This window comes from Halomonas sp. SCS19 (assembly GCF_040147015.1).
GTDB classification, from domain to species: Bacteria; Pseudomonadota; Gammaproteobacteria; order Pseudomonadales; family Halomonadaceae; genus Halomonas; species Halomonas litopenaei.
Genome location: NZ_JAMSHN010000001.1, coordinates 3,146,930 through 3,166,975, shown reverse-complemented (window position 1 = coordinate 3,166,975; position 20,046 = coordinate 3,146,930). Strand labels below are relative to the sequence as shown.

15 protein-coding genes are annotated in these 20,046 nt (G+C 65.3%); 3 read left to right on the top strand and 12 right to left on the bottom strand.

Features of this window, described 5'->3' with window-relative positions; all coding sequences use genetic code 11:
- Window positions 1-24: 24 nt before the first annotated feature.
- From NFH97_RS13805 to ptsP, 4 genes are all read right to left on the bottom strand, one after another.
- On the bottom strand, window positions 25-597 hold the full coding sequence (locus NFH97_RS13805) for a putative antibiotic biosynthesis monooxygenase (protein WP_204248979.1): 573 nt from the start codon (window positions 595-597) through the stop codon (window positions 25-27).
- 410 nt (window positions 598-1,007) lie between these two features.
- Window positions 1,008-2,771, bottom strand: a complete 1,764-nt coding sequence (locus NFH97_RS13800; RefSeq protein ID WP_108132453.1) for a PTS fructose-like transporter subunit IIB — start codon at window positions 2,769-2,771, stop codon at window positions 1,008-1,010.
- Window positions 2,768-3,769, bottom strand: a complete 1,002-nt coding sequence (locus NFH97_RS13795; protein WP_349624961.1) for a 1-phosphofructokinase family hexose kinase — start codon at window positions 3,767-3,769, stop codon at window positions 2,768-2,770. Before NFH97_RS13795 ends, NFH97_RS13800 begins: the two co-directional genes overlap by 4 nt.
- Window positions 3,766-6,654 carry a phosphoenolpyruvate--protein phosphotransferase gene (gene ptsP / locus NFH97_RS13790; RefSeq protein WP_349624960.1) on the bottom strand — a complete coding sequence of 963 codons (2,889 nt, stop codon included), beginning with the start codon at window positions 6,652-6,654 and terminating at the stop codon, window positions 3,766-3,768. Before ptsP ends, NFH97_RS13795 begins: the two co-directional genes overlap by 4 nt.
- A gap of 331 nt (window positions 6,655-6,985) precedes the next feature.
- Between ptsP and cra the strand changes: the two genes are divergently transcribed.
- Window positions 6,986-7,984: a catabolite repressor/activator gene (gene cra / locus NFH97_RS13785; protein WP_349624959.1), complete on the top strand. Its 999-nt coding sequence runs from the start codon at window positions 6,986-6,988 to the stop codon at window positions 7,982-7,984.
- A gap of 53 nt (window positions 7,985-8,037) precedes the next feature.
- Here cra and NFH97_RS13780 read toward each other — a convergent pair whose 3' ends face one another.
- The 6 genes from NFH97_RS13780 to NFH97_RS13755 form a co-directional block, all read right to left on the bottom strand.
- Window positions 8,038-10,212 (bottom strand): ATP-binding protein, encoded by a 2,175-nt coding sequence (locus NFH97_RS13780; RefSeq protein ID WP_108448257.1) that lies wholly within the window; start codon window positions 10,210-10,212, stop codon window positions 8,038-8,040.
- 166 nt (window positions 10,213-10,378) lie between these two features.
- A complete protein-coding gene (locus NFH97_RS13775) occupies window positions 10,379-10,792 on the bottom strand; it encodes a putative pterin-binding protein (protein ID WP_240184182.1) in 414 nt (137 codons plus the stop codon).
- Window positions 10,793-11,034: 242 nt separating this feature from the next.
- Window positions 11,035-11,853, bottom strand: coding sequence for a DUF2189 domain-containing protein (locus NFH97_RS13770; RefSeq protein WP_045994083.1), 819 nt, complete (start codon window positions 11,851-11,853; stop codon window positions 11,035-11,037).
- Window positions 11,854-12,074: 221 nt separating this feature from the next.
- Complete coding sequence (locus tag NFH97_RS13765; RefSeq protein WP_213229158.1) at window positions 12,075-12,503, bottom strand: universal stress protein; 429 nt, start codon at window positions 12,501-12,503, stop codon at window positions 12,075-12,077.
- A gap of 11 nt (window positions 12,504-12,514) precedes the next feature.
- Window positions 12,515-15,109, bottom strand: coding sequence for a TRAP transporter permease (locus NFH97_RS13760; RefSeq protein ID WP_213229156.1), 2,595 nt, complete (start codon window positions 15,107-15,109; stop codon window positions 12,515-12,517).
- Between the two features lie 213 nt (window positions 15,110-15,322).
- Window positions 15,323-16,306 (bottom strand): TAXI family TRAP transporter solute-binding subunit, encoded by a 984-nt coding sequence (locus NFH97_RS13755; RefSeq protein ID WP_045994086.1) that lies wholly within the window; start codon window positions 16,304-16,306, stop codon window positions 15,323-15,325.
- Between the two features lie 419 nt (window positions 16,307-16,725).
- On the opposite strand from NFH97_RS13755, the gene NFH97_RS13750 reads away from it, so the two are divergent.
- Window positions 16,726-17,592, top strand: a complete 867-nt coding sequence (locus tag NFH97_RS13750; RefSeq protein ID WP_052704464.1) for a carbon-nitrogen hydrolase family protein — start codon at window positions 16,726-16,728, stop codon at window positions 17,590-17,592.
- A gap of 11 nt (window positions 17,593-17,603) precedes the next feature.
- The gene (locus NFH97_RS13745) at window positions 17,604-18,131 is read left to right on the top strand and encodes a macro domain-containing protein (RefSeq protein WP_204248980.1); all 528 of its coding nucleotides are present in this window, start codon (window positions 17,604-17,606) and stop codon (window positions 18,129-18,131) included.
- A gap of 76 nt (window positions 18,132-18,207) precedes the next feature.
- On the opposite strand, the gene NFH97_RS13740 is transcribed toward NFH97_RS13745, so the two are convergent.
- Together NFH97_RS13740 and NFH97_RS13735 are read right to left on the bottom strand one after the other, a co-directional pair.
- A complete protein-coding gene (locus NFH97_RS13740; RefSeq protein ID WP_045994088.1) occupies window positions 18,208-19,503 on the bottom strand; it encodes a TRAP transporter large permease in 1,296 nt (431 codons plus the stop codon).
- Window positions 19,493-19,969 carry a TRAP transporter small permease gene (locus tag NFH97_RS13735; RefSeq protein ID WP_045994089.1) on the bottom strand — a complete coding sequence of 159 codons (477 nt, stop codon included), beginning with the start codon at window positions 19,967-19,969 and terminating at the stop codon, window positions 19,493-19,495. Before NFH97_RS13735 ends, NFH97_RS13740 begins: the two co-directional genes overlap by 11 nt.
- Between the last annotated feature and the right edge of the window lie 77 nt (window positions 19,970-20,046).

Genomic DNA, 20,046 nt, shown 5'->3' with positions numbered 1-20,046 from the left:
AGCCGGGAGGGCCGCCTGTCAGCCTCAGCTGCGGCGCAGACGCAGGCTCAGGCGAGCGCCACGTCCGGGCGGCGCCTGAAGCCAGGGCGCCAGCAGGCGGGTAGACAGGGGGATGAAAAGGAACACCATCACCGGGGTCAGCATCAGGGTGCTGGCGAGTACCCGAGGAACCAGCGGCAAGGTCGCCAGGGTATCGCCCAGCAGCCACTGGAACATCAGCGACACCGGGAAGAACGCCAGCCAGATGGCGATCGCCTGCTTCCAGCGCGGCGGCACCCTGGGGCCGGGGCTGGTGAACCAGCTGTCGAGTCCCAGGGCACGCCGCTCCTGGGGGGCCTCGAACAGGCCGGCACCACGCTCGAGCCAGGCACGGCGCGAGGCGGAATGCTCCCAGCGTGCGAGGGTATCGGTGTCCTGAAAGCGAAAGATGATCTGATACTCGTCGTCGCCGGGGGGCGGCGCCAGGATGCCGGAACCGAGATAGCCGGGGAAGTCCGCCGCCAGCTCGCGGCCTTCATCGAGCCACAGGGTGAAGTCGCGGTAGCGTCCACGCGCCACGCGGCGGGCCACCATGAGAGTCACGGGTTCGCTTGACATGGGATCTCCTCATCAATCGGACGTACCGCCTCGTGCCAGCTAGCGCCGACTCTCGCCGGCCTTCACAAGAAAACGGTCGTCCTTGTCAGGCCCCGGGTGGGGGCCGCCTGGGCCCGGTAAGGCCCTGTCCCGGCTGAGGTGGGGTCGCCACCTGCTCCGGGTCCTGCCTAGCATGAGGCAAGAAGCGCGCCATTATGCCATGCGCTCGGAATTTTTCCGCCTTTTTACTGAGAATCCAGCAAAATACCAGTCGATCATTTCGCCAAAGGGTCAAGAACACAAAAAAATGGCCCGGCCTTATAGGCCGGGCCATTGAGCAACACCCTTCATCGTGCACCAGTGAGAGGCACCCAGGGCGCCACCTGCACCTTGCTGGCCGTCAACCGCCGGTGAGTGCCGAGCCCCCCATATCAGGCCCCCTCGCCCACCGGCATGGCGGCGGCCTCGCCGCGCTTGATGGCGGCATAACCGAGCCCGGTCACCAGCGAGCCCGCGACGATCGCCAGCAGGTACCACAACACTGGAGTAATCGCATTTGGAATCAACAGCACGAATACGCCGCCATGGGGGGCCATCAGCTTGGCGCCCACCAGCATCGAGATGGCACCGGTGATGGCGCCGCCCAGCATGCTGATGGGAATCACCCGCAGCGGGTCCTTGGCGGCGAAGGGAATCGCGCCTTCGCTGATGAAGCACAGCCCCAGCACGAAGGAGGCCTTGCCGGCCTCGCGCTCGGGGTCGGCAAACTTGCGCCCGGCGACGAAGGTGGCGATTCCCATGCCGATCGCCGGCACCATGCCGGCGGCCATGATCGCCGCCATGGGGGCGTAGGTCTCGGAGGCGAGCAGGCCCACCCCGAAGGTGTAGGCCGCCTTGTTGACCGGTCCCCCCAGGTCGAAGCACATCATCGCCCCAAGCAGAATCCCCAGCAGCACCGCATTGGTGGAGCCCATGCTCTCGAGGAAGGCGGTCAGTGCCTCGAGCACCCCGGCCACCGGCTCACCGACCACATAGATCATCACCAGACCGGTGACCAGACTCGCGACCAGCGGGATGATCAGGATCGGCTTGAGTGACTCGACGCTGGAAGGCAGCTTGACGTAGCGGGTCACCGCCTTGGCCACGTAGCCGGCCAGAAAGCCCGCCAGGATACCTCCGATGAAGCCGGCACCGATGTTCGACGCCAGCATGCCGCCGATCATGCCCGGGGCGATGCCGGGCCGATCGGCGATGGAATAGGCGATATAGCCAGCCAGCACCGGCACCATCAGGGCGAAGGCGGTGCCCCCACCGATCTCCATCAAGGCGGCAGGCAGGGTGCCCTCCTCCTTGAAGGCCTCGATGCCGAAGACGAAGGACAGCGCGATCAAGAGGCCCCCGGCCACCACCATGGGCAGCATGAAGGACACTCCGGTCAGCAGGTGCTTGTAGACGCCCTTCTCCTTGAAGCTCTTGGCGGACTCGGCCCTGGCGCCACCATCCGCGCTTTCCACCTGGGCCTCGACCAGCGCTGCCTCGATGGTCTGGCGCGACTTCTTCAAGGCGTTGCCGGTGGACGTGCGGTAGATCCGCTTGCCGGCAAAGCGGGTGGGATCGACCTCGATATCGCAGGCCAGGATGACCAGATCCGCCTGGGCGATCTCGTCGTCGGTCAACTGGTCCTGAGCGCCCACCGAGCCCTGGGTCTCGACGCGTACCTGATGGCCGAGCCCACGCCCGGCCTCGGCCAGTGCCTCGGCGGCCATGAAGGTGTGGGCGACCCCGGTGGGACAGGCGGTCACCGCGACGATGCGCGCCTCGTCGCTGACGTCTGCAGCCACGGGGCCATTCCCTGAAGCGCTGGCCGCCTCATCGTTGAGGGGGGTAAACACCTGGGCGTCGCGGGCCGCCCGCTCGAGAAAGTCCGACGGGTCGCTCAGGGCATCTTCCAGGCTGCCACGATACAGGCGCTTGCCGCTGAAGCGGTGGGCCCCGGCGATGGGTTCGCCCACCGCGATCACCAGCTCGGCCGCGGCCAGCGTCTGGTGGGACAGGGTCTCGACCGGTGCCAGGCTCGAGTGCACCTCGGTGGAGAGCTGCCAGCCCTTGGCCTCGGCGGCAGGGGTCAGGCGCTGGGCGGCCAGGTAGCTCGTGACGCTGCCGCCGGGGCAGGTCGTCAACAGGATCACGTTCATGCAAGTACTCCCCGGGCTTCGACGTCATTGAGGCGCCGCACCCTGGTGTCGGAAAGAAGGTCGGAGAAATCGGAGGCGTCGGCCCGGCCCACGCCGGTGTGGCGCACCGCCTCGGCGGACAGCGCCGTGGCAAACCTCAGCGCCTGTTCCACAGGCGCCTCGCACAGCACGCCGTGCAGCATGGCGGCAAACAGGGTGTCACCGGCACATACGGTATTGGCCACCCTGACCGCAGGAGGCAACGACTGCCAAAGGCCATGCGGACCCAGCCAGGTCACGCCGTCGGCACCGGCGGAAATCAGCACGTCGCCGACGCCGGCGGCGTAAAGCTCAAGGGCTGCACGCTGAACGTCGACGTCTGTTGCAATGTCACGATCCGCCCAGTCGGCGAGCTCCTCCAGGTTGGGCTTCACCGCGTCGGCCCCCGCCTTGACCGCGGCCTTGAGCGCCTCGCCGCTGGTGTCCACCCACACGGGTACGCCGTTGGCCTTGATCCGCGTGATCAGTTCGGCCAGCGCCGAAGCGCCGACTCCCGGTGGCTGGCTGCCGCCGATCATTACCGCGGCGGGGCGCAGCGCAGGCGTCGTCAGGCGCGCCTCGATGGTGGCGATCAGGCGCTGCCAGGCGTCGGCATCGACGCTGAGTCCCGGCGCATTGATATCGCTGACACGGCCGTCGGCCTCGCTCAGCTTGGTGTTGATGCGGGTGGCGCCGGGCAATCGCACAAAGGCGTCCTCGACCCCCATCTCGGCGAAGGCATCGACGAAGGCCGAGTCGTTGTCACTGCCCAGAAAGCCGGTGACACAGACCGGGTGGCCCAGGGCGGCGAGCACCCGCGCCATGTTGACGCCCTTGCCGGCGGCGGTCAGCTCGACTGACTCGGCGCGGTGCAGCGCACCTGGCGTCAGCCGGTCCACGGCGACAGACAGGTCCAGCGCCGGGTTGGCCGAAACGGTCAGCACCGGCCGCTTGGCGGCGTTGCCGGATATCTCGCTCATTGGTTCGCCTCCAGCTCTCTGCGCACGTCCCGGGCGGTGGGAGCGGCCAATGCCAGGGCGGCGAGTTCCCGGGCCCGGGTGGTGGAGACCGACGCCAGGCGTGCCTTGACCATGGGTACCTGGCGGGCGCTCACCGACAGCTCGTCGATGCCGAGGCCAACCAGCACCGGAATCGCCTGGCGGTCGCTGGCCAGCTCACCGCACACGCCGACCCACTTGCCATGGGCATGGGCCGCCTGGACGGTCATCTGGATCAGCCGCAGCACGGCCGGGTGCAGGCCGTCGGACTCCCCGGAAAGCTCAGGATGACCACGGTCGATGGCCAGGGTGTACTGGGTCAGGTCGTTGGTGCCGATGGAGAAGAAGTCGACCTCGGGTGCCAGGCTCGGCGCCAGCAGCGCGCAGGACGGCACCTCGATCATCACGCCCAGCTGCAGGCGGTCGCCGTCTCGGCTGACGCCGAGTTCGCGCAGCACCTCATCGAAGATCGCACGGGCGGCGCGGAACTCATCCAGGTCCTTAACCATGGGCAGCATGATGCGCAGCGGCCGGCCGTCGGCGGCCTTCACCAGGGCGCTGAACTGATCGCGCAGCACCTGGGGACGCCTGAGGGCCAGACGAATGCCACGCAGGCCGAGGAAGGGGTTGTCCTCCTGGGGCAGTGGCCAGTAAGCCAGCGGCTTGTCGCCACCCACGTCCAGGGTCCGCGCCACCAGCGGGCGGCCGTCCAGAGCATCCAGGGCTTCGCGATATTCGCGCTCCTGGGTCTCCACGTCCGGCAGCGAGGCGTGGGCCATGAACAAAAACTCGGTACGCAGCAGCCCCACCCCCTCGGCGCCGCGCGATACGGCGTCGCGGGCGTGGGCGGTATTGCCCAGGTTGGCGACCACCTCCACGCGGGTACCATCCTCGGTCCGGGCGTCCTCGAAGCGAGCGTCCCAGGCACGTGCCTTGAGCGCCTCCAGCGCTTCCATGCGCGCCTCGAAGCGCTCGCGACGCGCTTGCGAGGGTGCCGGCACGACCCAGCCTTCATCGCCGTCGAGCAGCATCTCAGTGCCATTTTCGAGCGCCAGCACACCAGAACCGGCGCCGACTACCGCCGGTATCCCTAGTGCCCGGGCGAGTATCGCGCTGTGGGCGGTGGCGCCGCCCCGGGCGGTGAGGATGCCGCGAACCCGCTCGGTGTCCAGGCGGGCGACATCGGACGGACCGATATCGTCGGTCACCAGCAGGTAAGGCACGGCCGGCGGCTCGGGCAGCTCGACGTCGCACAGGATACCCAGCACACGACGGCCGACATCACGCAGATCCGCGGCTCGTTCGGCCAGCAGGCGATCGGCCAGCTGTTCCTGGGCGCGGGCGGCGACGTCGATTGCCTGCCACCAGGCGGCCTCGGCGGAAAGCCCCTCGTCGATGCCCTCGCGCGTGGCCTGGGCCAGTTCCGGGTCTTCGAGCATTTCCTCATGCATCGACAGAATGGCGGCGACCTCGCCTCCGGCGGTCCGGGCGATCAGGGCCTTGAGCTGCTCGCCGCCCTGGGCGATGGCCCGCTCGAGGCGCTGTCGCTCCAAGGCGGGGTCCGCCGCCTCGCGGGGATAGTCGAAGTCCGGGGTCTTGATCACGAAAAGCGGCGCCACCGCGAGTCCCGGCGATGCGGCCACCGCTTCCAGCGGCTGGTCGGCGGACGGCATGCTTGCCGCCACCGGCTCCGCGACCGCCTGCTCGGCCCCGGCCTGCGACACAGCCGAAGACGCCAGTGGCGTCACCTGCTCCCCCAGACCATCGTTGATCGCTTCGACCAGCGATGTCAGCGCCTGTTCGGCACCCTCGCCCCGTGCCGACAGGATCAGCTCCTGTCCTCGTCTGGCACCAAGACCGATCACCTTGGTCAGCGACGCCGCCGACACCGGGCGTCCGCTGCCCTCGGCCAGGCGCACCTGCACGGCGACCCCGCTTTCGCGTGCCTTCTGGACCAGCACCTTGGCCGGACGCGCGTGAAGCCCATGGGCGTTGAGCAGGCGTACGCGACGACTCTCGGCCGAGCCACCTTCGCCAGCCAGCAGCGCCAGCCAGTCGTCAGCGTCCCGCTCGCGCAGATGGGCGGCGTCGGACTCATCCAGTGACGCCACCAGCGACACGATGGCGTCGGCCAGCGGGCGTCCAGCCTCGCCATGGGAGGCCAGGCACAACACCGCCTCGACGTCGCTGCCCTGATGCTGGACGGGCTTGGCCGGCGTCACCGCAGCGAGTGCCGGCGTGGACACGCCGGCTTCGCTGGACGCAAGCCACAGCCCCCGTCCCAGGTGCGTCGGCATGGAGGTGACCATCTCGGCAAGATAGGCGGTATCGACCAATGCCAGCTGGCGCAGCCGCTGAGCCCCGGCCAGCGCCAGATCGAGCAGGTCGTCGGCGCGATGGCCCAGCACCAGGGTGTCCTGGTCCAGTCGCGGGCGAACCACCGGCCGAGCCAGCAGCTCGGTGATCTCCTCGGCGCTGCTCGCCTGGGCCAGGCGTTCGGAGACACCGTCCCGGTCGAGCACGTGGGTCAGGCTTCTGAGGATATCCAGGTGCTCGTCACTCTGGGCGGCGATGGTCACCAATACATGAACGAGGTTGCCGTCGTGCCAGCGCACGCCCTCGGGGAACTGCAGCACCCGCACCCCGGTGCGACGCACCGCGCCTCGACTCTCGGGGGTGCCGTGGGGGATGGCGATGCCATTGCCAAGCCAGGTAGAGGACTGGGACTCCCGATCGACCAGGCCCTGGCGGTAGCCGTCATCGACCAGGCTGGCCGCCTTCAGGGTGTCAAAGGCGGCGTCGAGGGCGTGGCGCCAGCTCTCGGCACGACAATCCAGCAGGATGTCGTCGGCGTTCAGCGTCAGCATGAAGGGCTCTCCTGGGTGAGGTGCAGCGTTTCCTCACCGGTATCGGTTGAACGGTGTCGGCGAGGAGGTCCAGCGCCCCGGCACTGCCGGGATGCAACAGATACAGCGCACGCCGGATGCTGGGATCACCTGGCTTCGGCAAATGCAAAATGCTCGAAAGCTGAATCGTGTCACCTCACCATGCCACAATGCTGGTACGATTCAGCGCACATGGCAAGTCGCAAAAGCTACGACTTTGGCAGGGGGACACTGCTGCCATGCCAGGTAGACTAGAGGGAATTGACACCTTGTCGCCGTGACCACGCCCGACGCCTTCAATGGAGACACCCGCATGACCTTGGCCGAAATTGCCCGCCTGGCCGGCGTTTCCCGCACCACCGCCAGCTACATCGTCAATGGCAAGGCCAGGGAGCGCCGTATTCGTCAGGACACCGTGGACCGAGTGATGGCGGTGGTGGCGGAGCATGGCTACCGTGTCGATGCCCAGGCGGCGGCCCTGCGGCGCGGCAGCAGCCGCATCCTGGGGCTGATCGTGCCGGACCTGGAAAACTCGAGCTACGCCCGCCTGGCCAAGCACCTGGAACGCGGAGCGCGGGCCCAGGGCTACCAGCTGCTGATCGTCGGCTCCGACGACCAGCCCGACAGCGAGCGGGACCTGGCCCTGTCACTGCGCGCCCAACGCTGCGAGGCGTTGATCGTGGCAAGTTGTCTGGCGCAGCCGGAGTCCTTCTATACCGAATTGATGCACGAGGGTTTGCCGATCATCGCCATCGACCGGGGCCTGCCCGAGGCGAGCTTCGCCAGCGTCGTCAGCAATGACCGCGAGGCCGCCGAACAGCTCACACGCTCACTGATGACGCCGGCAGTCAAAAGCGTGCTATGGCTCGATGCGGTGCCGCACCTTTCGATCACCGAAGAGCGCCGTGCCGGCTTCCGCGCAGGCGTGGAGGGACGCGAGCTCGAGTGCACCCTGGAAAGCGGCGATCACTATGCCCGCGAGGAAGGCGCCAGGCTGCTGGCTGACTACATCGACAAGAAGGGACTGCCCGACGCCCTGGTAACCGCGTCCTACATTCTGCTGGAAGGCGCCCTGGACGAACTGATTGCATGCGGCGGCCTGCCCCCGCGTCTGGCCATGGCGAGTTTCGGCGACAACCGCCTGCTGGACTTCCTGCCGCTGGCGGTCAACTCCGCCGTCCAGGATCATCGGGGCATCGCCGAGCAGGCCCTGGCGCTGGCGATGGATGCGGTGCGGGGTGAGTACCGTGCCCAACGGGTGGTGGTGCCACGACATCCGCGCTGGCGGCGTCCCCGTCCCCAAGGCAACTGAGCCACTGAACCGTCCCCCTGCACCAGCAACACAGCGGGACGCCGAAGCCGACCTCAGGTCTGGGAGGCGCGCCTCTCGCTGCGGGCAAAGGCCGCCAGGGTGCGTTCAAGCAGCTCAGGCAGCGCATCGATGACGCCTCTGGCATCCTCGATGCAGCCATCCAGGGCACAACGCTCCAGCGCTCGCGCCGCCTCGGCCAGAGCCATGGCACCGACGCCGGCGGCCTCGCCCCTGAGCTGATGGGCAAGCTGTGCCAGCGGCTCCTCCTCGCCTCGCCGGTAGGCGCTCTGGATCTCCGGCAAGCGTTCGCGCGCCTGTCGCCCGAACAGGTCCACCAGAGCATCCCGGCGCTCGCCCCCAAGTCCTTCGTCCAGGGCATCGAGCGTATCGGCATTGATCAGTGAGGTGATACCCCTCGGAGTCGTCGAGGTCTCGGACTCTCCCAGCAGGTGGCGCTTGAGCACCATCAGCAGCGTGCCCATCAACAGCGGCTTGGTCAGATAGTCGTTCATGCCGGCGGCCATGCAGTCCGACTCATCGTGACTGGCGCCACCAGCGGTCATCGCCACCACGGGAACCTCACTACGCCAGTCGGAAAAGCTGCGAAGACGTCGGGTGACCTCGCGACCATCGAGGTCTGGCATCTGGACATCCATCAATATCAGGTCAAAACGGCGCTGTGAGCAGAGAGCCAGCGCTTCCTTGCCGCAGGAAGCCAGGGTAGCCGAACAGCCGAGGCGTTCCAGCATCGCGATCGCCACTTCCTGGTTGACCAGATTGTCTTCCACCACCAGCAGATCCGCCTCGGCGAGCTGTTTGGGATGGGCGCGCGCCCTGGCCACCGTCAGCGGTTGACGGCGGGGTTCGTCACAGGGCACCAGCGGCAATCGGAACCAGAAGCGACTGCCCTTGCCTCGGCGGCTATCGACCCCTATCTCGCCGCCCATGGCTACTACCAGGCGCTTGGAAATCGCGAGGCCCAGACCGGTGCCGCCATAGCGCCGGGCGACGGAGGCATCGCCCTGACGGAAGGGCTCGAACAACTGAGGCAACAACGACGCCTCGACACCCTGACCGGTATCCACCACGTCGAACTGCACCCAGCCCTCGTCCACAGGCGCTACCGACAGCCTCACCATGCCGCGGTCGGTAAACTTGATGGCGTTGGCCAGCAGGTTGAGCAGCACCTGCCGAAGCCGGCCTGGGTCCCCCTGGAGTCGTGCCGGCAGCGTCTCGTCCACGTGGCCAAGCAAGCGCAACCGCTTGTCGAGTGCGCGCGGACGAAACAGCTCCAGCGCATCTTCGATCAAGGCATCGAGTGCCACCGGCTGAACATCCAGCTCCATGCGTCCTGCCTCGATCTTGGAGAAGTCGAGGATGTCATCGATCATGCCCATCAGTTGGCGGGCGCTGTCATGAATGGTGTGCGAGTAGCGGCTGGCGGGCTCCGACAGTTCGAGATCACGCAACAGTTCGCTCATGCCGATGACGCCGTTGAGCGGCGTGCGGATCTCGTGGCTCACCGTGGCCAGAAAGTCGGACTTGGCCTGACTGGCGGACTGGGCGCGCCGGGCACTGATTTCCAGTTCGCCGCTCAGCGTCTCCAGTGCCTTGCGCGAGGCCTCGTTGTCACGGGCTTCCTTGAAAAGTACGGCAAGCATGACCCCTCCGGCCAGGCTCATACCGAGGATCATCACCAGCAGCAACAGGTACAGTCGCTGCAGACGAACACGCTCTGCGGTATTGATCTCGGCCAGATGGCCGTTGACGGCCATGATCAACCTTTCGGTCTCGGTGGATAGCGCGGCAAGATGCTGGTCAAGAACGGCCTCTGCCTCGCTATCGAGGGACGCCAGGGCACTGACCTCGGCATCCAGGTCCTGCATCAGGCTGATGATGATCGACAGTTGGCGACGCGCGGCCGGAGCCTCCTCGACCAGATCGTGAATGTCGCTGTGGCGAAACAGGTTCAGTCGACTGAACAACAGGTCGAACTCGAGCCTGAAGCCGGCCAGTTGTTCGGGTCCATGCTCCCCGAACAACAGGTGATTGCGCAGCAACACCACGTCTCGGTCCAGCTTGTAGGAATGCCAGGTGATGTCCTCCACCACCTGGTGGGAAAGATTGTCATGGCGCCAGGCGACCAGACCGATCACCACCATGGCAGCAGCAAAGAAGGTCAGTGCCGCCACGGCGCTGAATACCAGTCTCAGAGGATAGCGTCGCATACGGAACGGATGCGCCGAGCACCCTCCTCCTTGGGTCGGGAATCTGCTGGCAGAATGTTCGGGTCGACACCAGCCGATACACCGGGATCACTCACTATGGTATTGGGGCGCTGCACTCCCTGCCTTGCCTCCTGATGGCCTTCGACCGATCTCCCGGTGACATTGATCACGGGACCTCGATGGCATCTACCTGCCACACCGAGCGAAACTGGACCGACTCGTTTCGCAGTTCTGGATGATCATCGAAAGGGTACAACACGAACAGCGGGCCGAAGTTTCGCACCGACATCGCTTCGCCGTCCTGCTTCATGGCCAGGATGACGTCATAGCGATAGGCATCGGAGACCGGGATATCGGCCACGAAGCCGTTCAAGGCGTGCACGCGAATGCTGTCGGCGGTGACACCGGCGGATTCCAGCACGCTGCGGAGCAGCGGCCCCTCGAAACGGCTGGCCTGGCTATGCCACGGGGTATCGGTCACCAGCGCACGACTCTCCAGATCGTCGAGCATGGCACGATCCAGCAGAAGCTGTGCATCCACATTGGTGTTCTGGATATTGCCCGATACTTTAAGCAGCACAGGCCCCTCCGGAGCTGGCAGAGGCTGGGAATGGGCCTGGCCGATTCCCCCTGCTACCAACAGCCCCAGGAGGACACCCACCTGGCAAAGGAAAGCTGGCACCCGCATGACGTCTCCTGACTCTTTCTGCAGGAGTAGATTACGTGATCGAGCGCCAAAGGTCAGTCTGCGGGCCCCTCGAGCTTTGCTGGTTCAGGAAAACGCCCCCTGTCGGGGCGTCTTCGCGGACCAGGTTGCCGCCCTCAGGCGCCGGGGTCGTCCAGCCGTTCGCACACCACCAGGTCTTCGTAGGCGTGCCAGCTCGCGTGCCCCAGTACCGGCAGAATCAAGGCAAGCCCGATATAGAAGGTGGCCATCCCCACCAGTACGCAGCCGGTGAGAATCGCTGCCCACAGCAGCATCGGTCGGAAATTGCGTGCCACCGAACGAATACTGGCCTCGATGCCCTCCATGAACGTCAGGTCCTGATCCATCAGGGTTGGAATCGCGACCACGCTAATGGAAAAGGCGCCAAACGCCAGCACACAGCCAAAGGCCAGCCCCACCACCAGCATGCCGAGGCCTTCCGGCGTGGTCAGAAGTGACGCATAGACCGTGGACGGATCCGGCGACTGGAGACCGAAGAACAGGGCAAACAGCAAGGTGGCCAGGCGAATCCAGGCGAGAAAGAAGATCATCATCATCACGCCCATCATGGCCAGTTGCCCGGTGTGGCCGCGCCAGGCGCCAAAGGCATCCCCCAGGGTCGGGGAGCGGCCTTCTTCCAGCGCCCTGCTGATCCCGTAGGAGCCCACCGCCACCAACGGCCCGATGAACATGAAGCCGGCCACCAGCGGCAACAGCCAATGCCACAGTCCCAGCGTCAGCGCCCCTGCCGTGACGGCGATGCTGAGCCCGACCCAGAACATGCCATAGGAAAGGCTGACCGCAGTGGCGGCCCGAAAGTCCTCGAATCCCGAAGATAACCACACCCTGGGCCGCCCCATACCGACGTTCTTGATGGAGATCTTTACCCTGGCCCCGCTCGACTCCTTGTCGTGTCGTGATGCTGCTGCACTCATCATCTACTCCCCCTTGTACCCACGGATGACGGTTGCCACCGCCCACCTGTCACGGGAGTCAAGGGGCAAGATGCGAGGTTCCTTCACACCATCGCCGGCGCCCATCGACTCTAATTTGACTGTAGTTGATGGGCCCTGGATTCGCCTTCAACCTACGCAAGCTTACGAAAACGCCCCCTCATGTGAGGGGGCGTCGATGGCGCTAGCGCTTGTCGTCTGGGTCAACGCACGATCATCACCGAACACTTGCTGTGATGGACGACGTGCTCGGCGTTGGGGCCGATCACGTAGTCGGCGAACTTGCGCTTGGTATGCGAGGCCATGACGATCAGGTCGGCATCGATCTTCTTGCCGACCTTGATGATGGCTTCCCAGGGGGAGCCATCGGCGATGATCGCCTGAGCCTTCAGGTCCTCCGGTACGTGCTCGACGATGAAGTCATGCTGCGCCTTCTGTACCGCTTCATGGGCCTTCTTGGCGAAGTCCTTGGGGAAGTAGGACCCCACCAGCGGCATGCGGTAGTCCGGCAACACCGTCACCAGGTGCAGGCTGGCACCAAAGTTGCGGCACAGCGAGAGCGCCACCGGCAGTGCCCTCTCCCACGACGACGGCTCATTGAGATCGACGGGTAACAGGATCTTCTGGTACATGACGGACCTCCTCAGGCCTTAGCCTCAGTGGTTTCGGGGGGCCGACGACGGCGCTGTGCCAACACGATCAGGGCGAACAGCAGCAGCGCCGGAATCCACATCAGCTCTTTCGGCCAGCGGTCCACCGGTGCCTGAATCTCGACGATCTCCTGATCGAAGTCGAAGCCGAGATCCGCAGCCTGACTGCCATAGGTCACCATGTCGACGATGGCGCGACCGTCCTCGACGATCAATTCCAGACCGAGATTGAGCAGGCGATCCTCACCGGTCTCGCCGTCTGCCACCGGCAGCGTCATGTAGGTCGTCAGCGGATCGCCGAAGGCGTCCTCGCCCTTGACCTGCAGACGCAGGGTGCTGTCCTCGTCCACGTTGCCGTAGGCCTCGACGAACTCGGACGGCGGCACACTGCGATAAGGATCATGGATGATGTCCATCCAGAAGCCCGGGCGGAACAGGGTGAAGGCCACCAGCAGCAGCAGGACGCTCTCGTAGACACGATTGCGGGTGATCATGTAGCCCTGGGTCGCCGCGGCGAAGATCAGCATGGCGATGGTCGCCACCACGAAGATCAATACGCCCTGCAAGGGCGCCACATCGATCAGCAGCAGGTCGGTGTTGAAGATGAACAGGAACGGCAACGCGGCGGTACGCAGGCTGTAGTAGAACGCCTGGAAGCCGGTGCGGATCGGATCCCCTCCAGAAACCGCCGCGGCGGCAAAGGAGGCAAGGCCCACCGGCGGCGTGACGTCGGCCATGATGCCAAAGTAGAACACGAACAGGTGCACCGCGATCAGCGGTACCAGCAGACCGTTCTGCTCACCCAGTTGCACGATCACCGGAGCCAGCAGCGCCGACACCACGATGTAGTTGGCGGTGGTCGGCAGCCCCATACCCAGGATCAGGCTGAGAATGGCGGTGAAGAACAGGATCAGCATCAGGTTGCCCATGGACAGGATCTCGACCACGTCCGCGAGCACCAGGCCGACCCCCGTCTGGGAGACCGCACCCACGATGATGCCGGCGGTGGCGGTGGCGATACCGATACCGATCATGTTGCGCGCACCGGTCACCAGCCCCGTCCACAGGTCCAGACAGCCTTCGCGCAGATCCTTGCCAAGATCACCCCGCCCACGGAAGGCGTGCATGATCGGGCGCTGGGTCAGCATGATGAAGATCATGAACACCGTCGCCCAGAAGGCGGACAGTCCCGGTGACAGGCGCTCCACCATCAGGCACCAGATCAGCACGATCACCGGCAGGATGTACTGCAGGCCTACCAGCACCGTGGGTCGGGTCTGGGGCAGCTTGTAGATAGGCTCGTTGGGATCATCGAGCTCGAGCTCGGGATAGTTTGCCCCCAGCTTCAACAGCGCCACGTAGACCACCGAGAGCGCCACGGCCACCACCCAGGGAGTCGCATCACCCAGTACCGGCTTGAGCCAGCCCAGGCCGTAGTAGACACCCAGCGCCACCACCATCATCAGCAGCAGACCACCGAGGAAGCCGATCACCTTGCGTACCAGCGGCTTGGGCGGGTTAGAGCTTTCCAGCCCCTCCATGTTGGCCTTGAGCGCCTCGAGGTGAACGATGTAGATCAACGCGATATAGGAAATCAGCGCCGGCAGGAAGGCGTGCTTGATCACCTCCACGTAGGAAATGCCGACGTACTCCACCATCAGGAAGGCGGCGGCGCCCATCACCGGCGGCATGATCTGACCATTGACCGAGGAGGACACCTCCACCGCACCGGCCTTCTCCGAGGAGAAGCCGACACGCTTCATCATCGGAATGGTGAAGGTACCGGTGGTCACGGTATTGGCGATGGACGAGCCGGAGATCAGGCCGGTCATGCCGGAGGCCACCACGGCGGCCTTGGCGGGCCCGCCCTTGTAGTGGCCCAGCAGCGAGAAGGCGACCTTGATGAAGTAGTTGCCGGCACCTGCCTTGTCGAGCAGCGCGCCAAACAGCACAAACAGGAAGACGAAACTGGTCGAAACGCCCAGGGCGATACCAAACACACCCTGGGTGGTCAGCCACTGGTGATTGACCAGGCCGTAAAGGCTGACGCCACGGTGAGCGAGGATACCCGGCATCCAGGGCCCCGCCAGCGAATAGAAGATAAAGATCGAGGCGATGATCATCAGCGGCGGCCCGAGCGCCCGCCGTGTTGCCTCGAGCAGCAGGATCAGGCCGGTCACACCGACGATGACGTCCTGCAGGATGGGTGCGCCAGGACGATCCGCCAGCTGTTCGTAGAACACGAACATGTAAGCCCCGGCGGAAGCGGCCAGAATCGCCAGCACCCAATCCTGAAGAGGAATGCGGTCCCGCGGCGAGCGCTTGGTCGCGGGGTAGGCCATGAAGGCCAGAAACAATGCAAAGGCCAGGTGAATAGAGCGCGCTTCGGTGGCGTTGAAGACGCCGACGCCGGCCATGAACGGCAACGGCGAAGCAATCCATAGCTGGAACAGCGACCATGCCGCCGCAACGCCTACCAGCAGCTTGCCGGGCGCACCCAAGGGGTTGCGCGAACCGGAGTCGCTGGAGGCGACCATGTCCTCGAGATCCACTTCGGACTGCGTGGATCTCTTGTTGTCCTCAGTCATAAGCGTGCCCTGCCTGGAAGAGGAATCGTCATGATGGAGGGCTTCGCCTCCATCCCCGAATGCCCGCTTTCGCGGGCCAGTCGTGCTGGCGCTGTCTGGTCTCTACCGAACGTCCGGTGTCGATCCATCGACGGGCCACAACGCACTGCGCGGCCGCCCAACGGCCGACCGCGCAGAGATTAGCTGGCTATTCCCCCGAGAGGGGAAGAACCCTTACTCGATCCAGCCCTGCTCGCGATAGTAACGAGCGGCACCTTCATGCAGCGGTGCGGACAGACCGTTGGATACCATGTCCTGCGGATCCAGGTTTTCGAAGGCCGGGTGCAGACGCTTGAAGCGATCGAAGTTGTCGAACACTGCCTTGACGGTCTGGTAGACCAGCTCGTCGTCGGCCTCGGCGCTGGTCACGAAGGTCGCGGCGACACCGAAGGTCTCGACGTCATCCGGGTTGCCCTTGTACAGACCGCCTGGAATGGTGGACATGGAGTAGTACGGATACTCCTCGACCAGGCCCTTGATGGCGTCGTCGTTGAGTGGCACCAGCTTGGCGTCGACGGTGGTGGTGGCTTCCTGGATGGAACCATTGGGGTGGCCGACGACGTAGGCCATGGCGTCGATGTTGTTGTCCGACAGGGCAGATGCCATCTCGGCTGCGTCGAGCTGCGAGGCCAGCGAGAAGGTGTCTTCGGTCCAGCCCTTGGCGTCCATCACCACTTCCATGGTGTTGCGCTGGCCGGAACCCGGGTTACCGATGTTGACGCGCTTGCCGGCCAGGTCATCGAGGCTCTCGATGTCGGCGTCGGCACGGGCCAGGATGGTCAGCGGCTCGCCATGCACCTTGAACACGGCACGCAGGTCTTCGTAGGCTTCGCCCTCGAAGTTGCCGGTACCGTTATAGGCCTGATACTGCACATCAGACTGGGCGACACCCATGGTCAGCTCGCCACTGCGAATACCATTGACGTTGGCCACGGAGCCACCGGTGGACGGCGCGTTACAGCGGATGCCGGTCTCTTCGCTGTTGCGATTCACAAAGCGGCAGACAGACTGGCCAACGACGTAATACACGCCGGTCTGACCCCCGGTGCCGATGGTGATGAACTGTTCTTCGTCCTGGGCCATGGCCGGGGACGTGAACATGGCGGCTCCGAGAATGGCGCTGGACAGTGCAGCGGCGGAGAAAGCATGGCGCTTCATGGTCACACCTCTTTTGGTATTGTCGACGTTGACGGCATGGACTCGTGCCTTGCCCCTCCTGGGCCGGCAAAAGATCCACCAGTCATTCCTTTTGCGATAAATTCACCTGGAGAGACCAGGCCGAATCATTGTAAAACGAGAGTTTAGCTACCGCTAACGTTTAGTGGGCGTTAATTTTTTCTGCACGCCCCTCAGGGCGTGGAGAAATATCCCTTCCCTCCCCGTCGGCCTGCAACGATGGCCAGGTACACAACGAGGACTTAAGGCGCTCGACCACTGACACTCGCGGAGCGGAAATCGAGCGTCGACGGTCTACCGTGAGCATAGCCCTTGGCACCGCTGACGCAATCGACTGCCGCCCATGTCGTCGCGCTGTCGATTCGGGTTACCCTGCCTCTTTCGCCAACTGCGAGGAATCCATGCGCCTGCTGGCTTGCCAGACCACAATCCCGGCGACCCGCAATCGGCTCGACCAGCGCGACCACCTGGACGCCCTGGCCGGGCGCCTGCGCACTGCCGCGTCGCAGCAACGCCCACAGCTGATCGTGCTGCCGGAGCTGTCGTCCCAGGAGTACGGCGAGCAGGCCTTCGAGGCGATGGATGAACTCGATGACGACCTGCAAGGGCCTGTGACAGCACACTATTGCGCGCTGGCTCGGGAACTCAGGTGCCCGATCGCCTTCGGCGTGGCGCGCAGATCACGCCGGGCCGACGGCTCCCTCTGGCGCCATATCAGCCAGGTGGTCGTCGACGCCGAGGGGCAACTGGCGGGAGCCTACGACAAGCTGCACTGCGCCCAGTTCGGCGCCAGCGCCGAGGCGGCCCACTTCAGCCCGGGCGAGCGCCTGGTGACGCTGGATATCGCCGGCTGGCGCGTCGGCTTCATGATCTGCTACGACCTCAGGTTCGGTGAGCTGGCCGCCCGCTACCGCCGGTTGGGCGTCGACCTCATGATCCACCCGGTGGCCTTCACTCGGGACTTCTCCTTCACCAGCTGGCACAGCTTCGTCATCACCCGGGCGATGGAAAACCAATGCTACTGGCTAAGCCTCAACCGGGCCGGTAACGGCTGGGGGCACTCGCTGTTGTGTCCGCCACTGGTCACCCCCGAGGCGTCGCCAGAGGTTCTGGGCGAAGAGGAAGCGTTGGTCAGCTGGCAGCTCGAGCGCGACACCCTGGAGCGTGCCAGGAAGCGGCTTCCACTGGCGGGCGACCGCCGTCAGGACATCGACCGGCTGGCCACAGGGCCGCTACCGTCACCGACGGTTACCACCGCAAGCCAATGACAGGAGTCTCCATGGACTATCCCTTGATCGAATGCATTACCGGTGACATCGCCCGCCAGGCCGACGTCGAGGCGGTGGTCAACGCAGCCAACGCCCAGCTGGAAAGCGGCGGCGGTGTGGCCGGCGCCCTTCACCGTGCCGCCGGCCCGGAGCTGGCCCAGGCCGGGCGGCCGCTGGCACCGATTCGCCCCGGCCAGGCGGTCATCACCGAAGGCTTTGCGCTGCCCAACGCCTGGGTGATCCACTGCCTCGGCCCGGTCTACGGCGTCGACGAACCGAGCGCCGAACTGCTCGCCGGCTGCTACCGAGAGGCGCTGGGCCTGGCCCAGCAGCAAGGCATCCGTCGAGTGGCGTTCCCGGCACTGTCCACCGGCGTATTCGGCTACCCGCTGAACGAGGCGGCGGAAATTGCCGTGTCCACGGTCCTGACCACCCTGCCCGCCTGCCCCGATATCGAACTGGTACGCTTCGTGCTGTTCGACGAGGCCAGCCGAGACGTCCATCAACGCTGGCTCGAGACGCTGACCGACAACGACTGAAGACCATGAACACAACAAGGCGCGAGCCATGCTCGCGCCTTGTGCCCCCACTGCCCAGGGTACTGCCCCAGGCGGCCTAGACGTTGTAACCCAGCACCCGAGGCAGCCACAGCGCGATCTCCGGGAAGATCACCACCAATGCCAGCGCCGAGGCCATCGCCGCCACGAACACCATGGCCCAGCCCAGGGTCTGCTCCAGCCTGACCTTGGCGACCTCGGTGGTCACCATCAGGTTGACCGCCACCGGCGGAGTAAACTGGCCGATGGCGATGTTCATGGCCAGCAGGATGCCGAACCACACCGGATTCCAGCCGAAGTGCTGCATCACCGGGATCAGGATCGGCATCATGATCAGGTAGATCGAGATGGCGTCCAGCAGCATGCCCGCGGCCAGCACCGCCAGCATGATCAACAGCAGCAGCAAGGTGCCGTTGTCGGATAGCCCGATGACCCACTCTGCCAGGTGACGGAAGGTGCCGAGCATGGTCCCGGACCAGGCGAAGATGCCCGCCAGGGCGATGATCAGCATGACCACCCCGGACACCACCGCCGCCTCGCCCATCAGCCCCCACAGGTCCTTGAGCGACAGCTCACGGGTCAGCACCAGGCCGACCAGGATGCCGTAGGCCACGGCGACCACCGCCGCCTCGGTGGGCGTGAACAGGCCACTGCGCAGACCGCCGAGTATGATCACCGGCGCGAACAGCGCCGGCAGCGCCTCGCGGAAGCTCTTGCCGATGGGTGGGCGCTCCATCTCGGCAGGGTCTTCCCAACCATAGCGCCGGGACAGCCACAACGCCGGAATCAGCAGCGAAGCGCCGGCCAGCACCCCGGGAAAGAGTCCGGCGGCGAACAGCGCCCGCAGATCCACTCCCGGCACCACGATGGAGTACAGGATCAAGGCCACCGAAGGCGGGATCAGGATGGCGGTAGACGCCGAGGAAGCGATCAGGGTCGCCGAGAAGGGCCGCGGATAGCCCGCGCGGGTCATGCTCGGCAGCATCACCATCGCCACCGCGGCGGCGTCGGCGGGGCCGGAGCCGCTCATGCCCCCCATGATCATGCACACCACCACCGCGACCACCGCGAGGCCACCATGGCGAGGCCCGATCAGCGCCTGGGCGAAGCGCACCAGGCGTGCCGCGACCCCCGCCCGCTCGAAGATCAGCCCGGTCAGGATAAATAGCGGAATGGCGATCAGCGGATACTTGGCCACGCTGTTGTAGGTATTGGTGCCAAGGGTCGCCAGCATCGCCGGCGACAGCCCGGTGACGATGCCCACGGCGCCGGACAGGCCCAGCGAAAAGGCCACCGGCACGCCGGCGATCAGCAGCACCAGAAAGGCGATCAGCATCCATACATCAGGCGTCATCGTGAGCACCTCCGCGCAGTCGCTCCAGGCTCGCCTGGCACTGGCGGAGGAACATCAGCCCCGACAATAGCGGCAGCCAGATCAGGTACCACCACTGGGGCAGCCCAAGTCCGGGCGACAACGACTGCCACTGGTACTCCTGCCAGGTCATGAGCGCACCGAACCAGGTGATCAGGCCCAGCACCAGCAGCCCGCACAAGCCCTGGAAGATCACCAGCAGGCGATAGCCAAGCGGCGGCAGCGCCCGCTCCAGCAGGCCGATACGGATATGGCGATGGCTTCGCAGAGCCACCGAGGCACCGGCGAAGGTCAACATGACCAGCAGAAAGACAGAAAACTCTTCGGTGAACGCAAAGGAACCACCGGTGATGTAGCGCACCACCACATTGACCAGGCTGATCGCACCGATGATCAGGATCGCCAGGGTGGCCAGGGTGCGCTCGATTCGTGCATCAGGACGTTTCATCGAGAAAGGGCGTCGGTAGGGAGTCAATCAACGCCGACCCTCGATCATGAGGGTCGGCACAAGGTTTACCGCCGCGT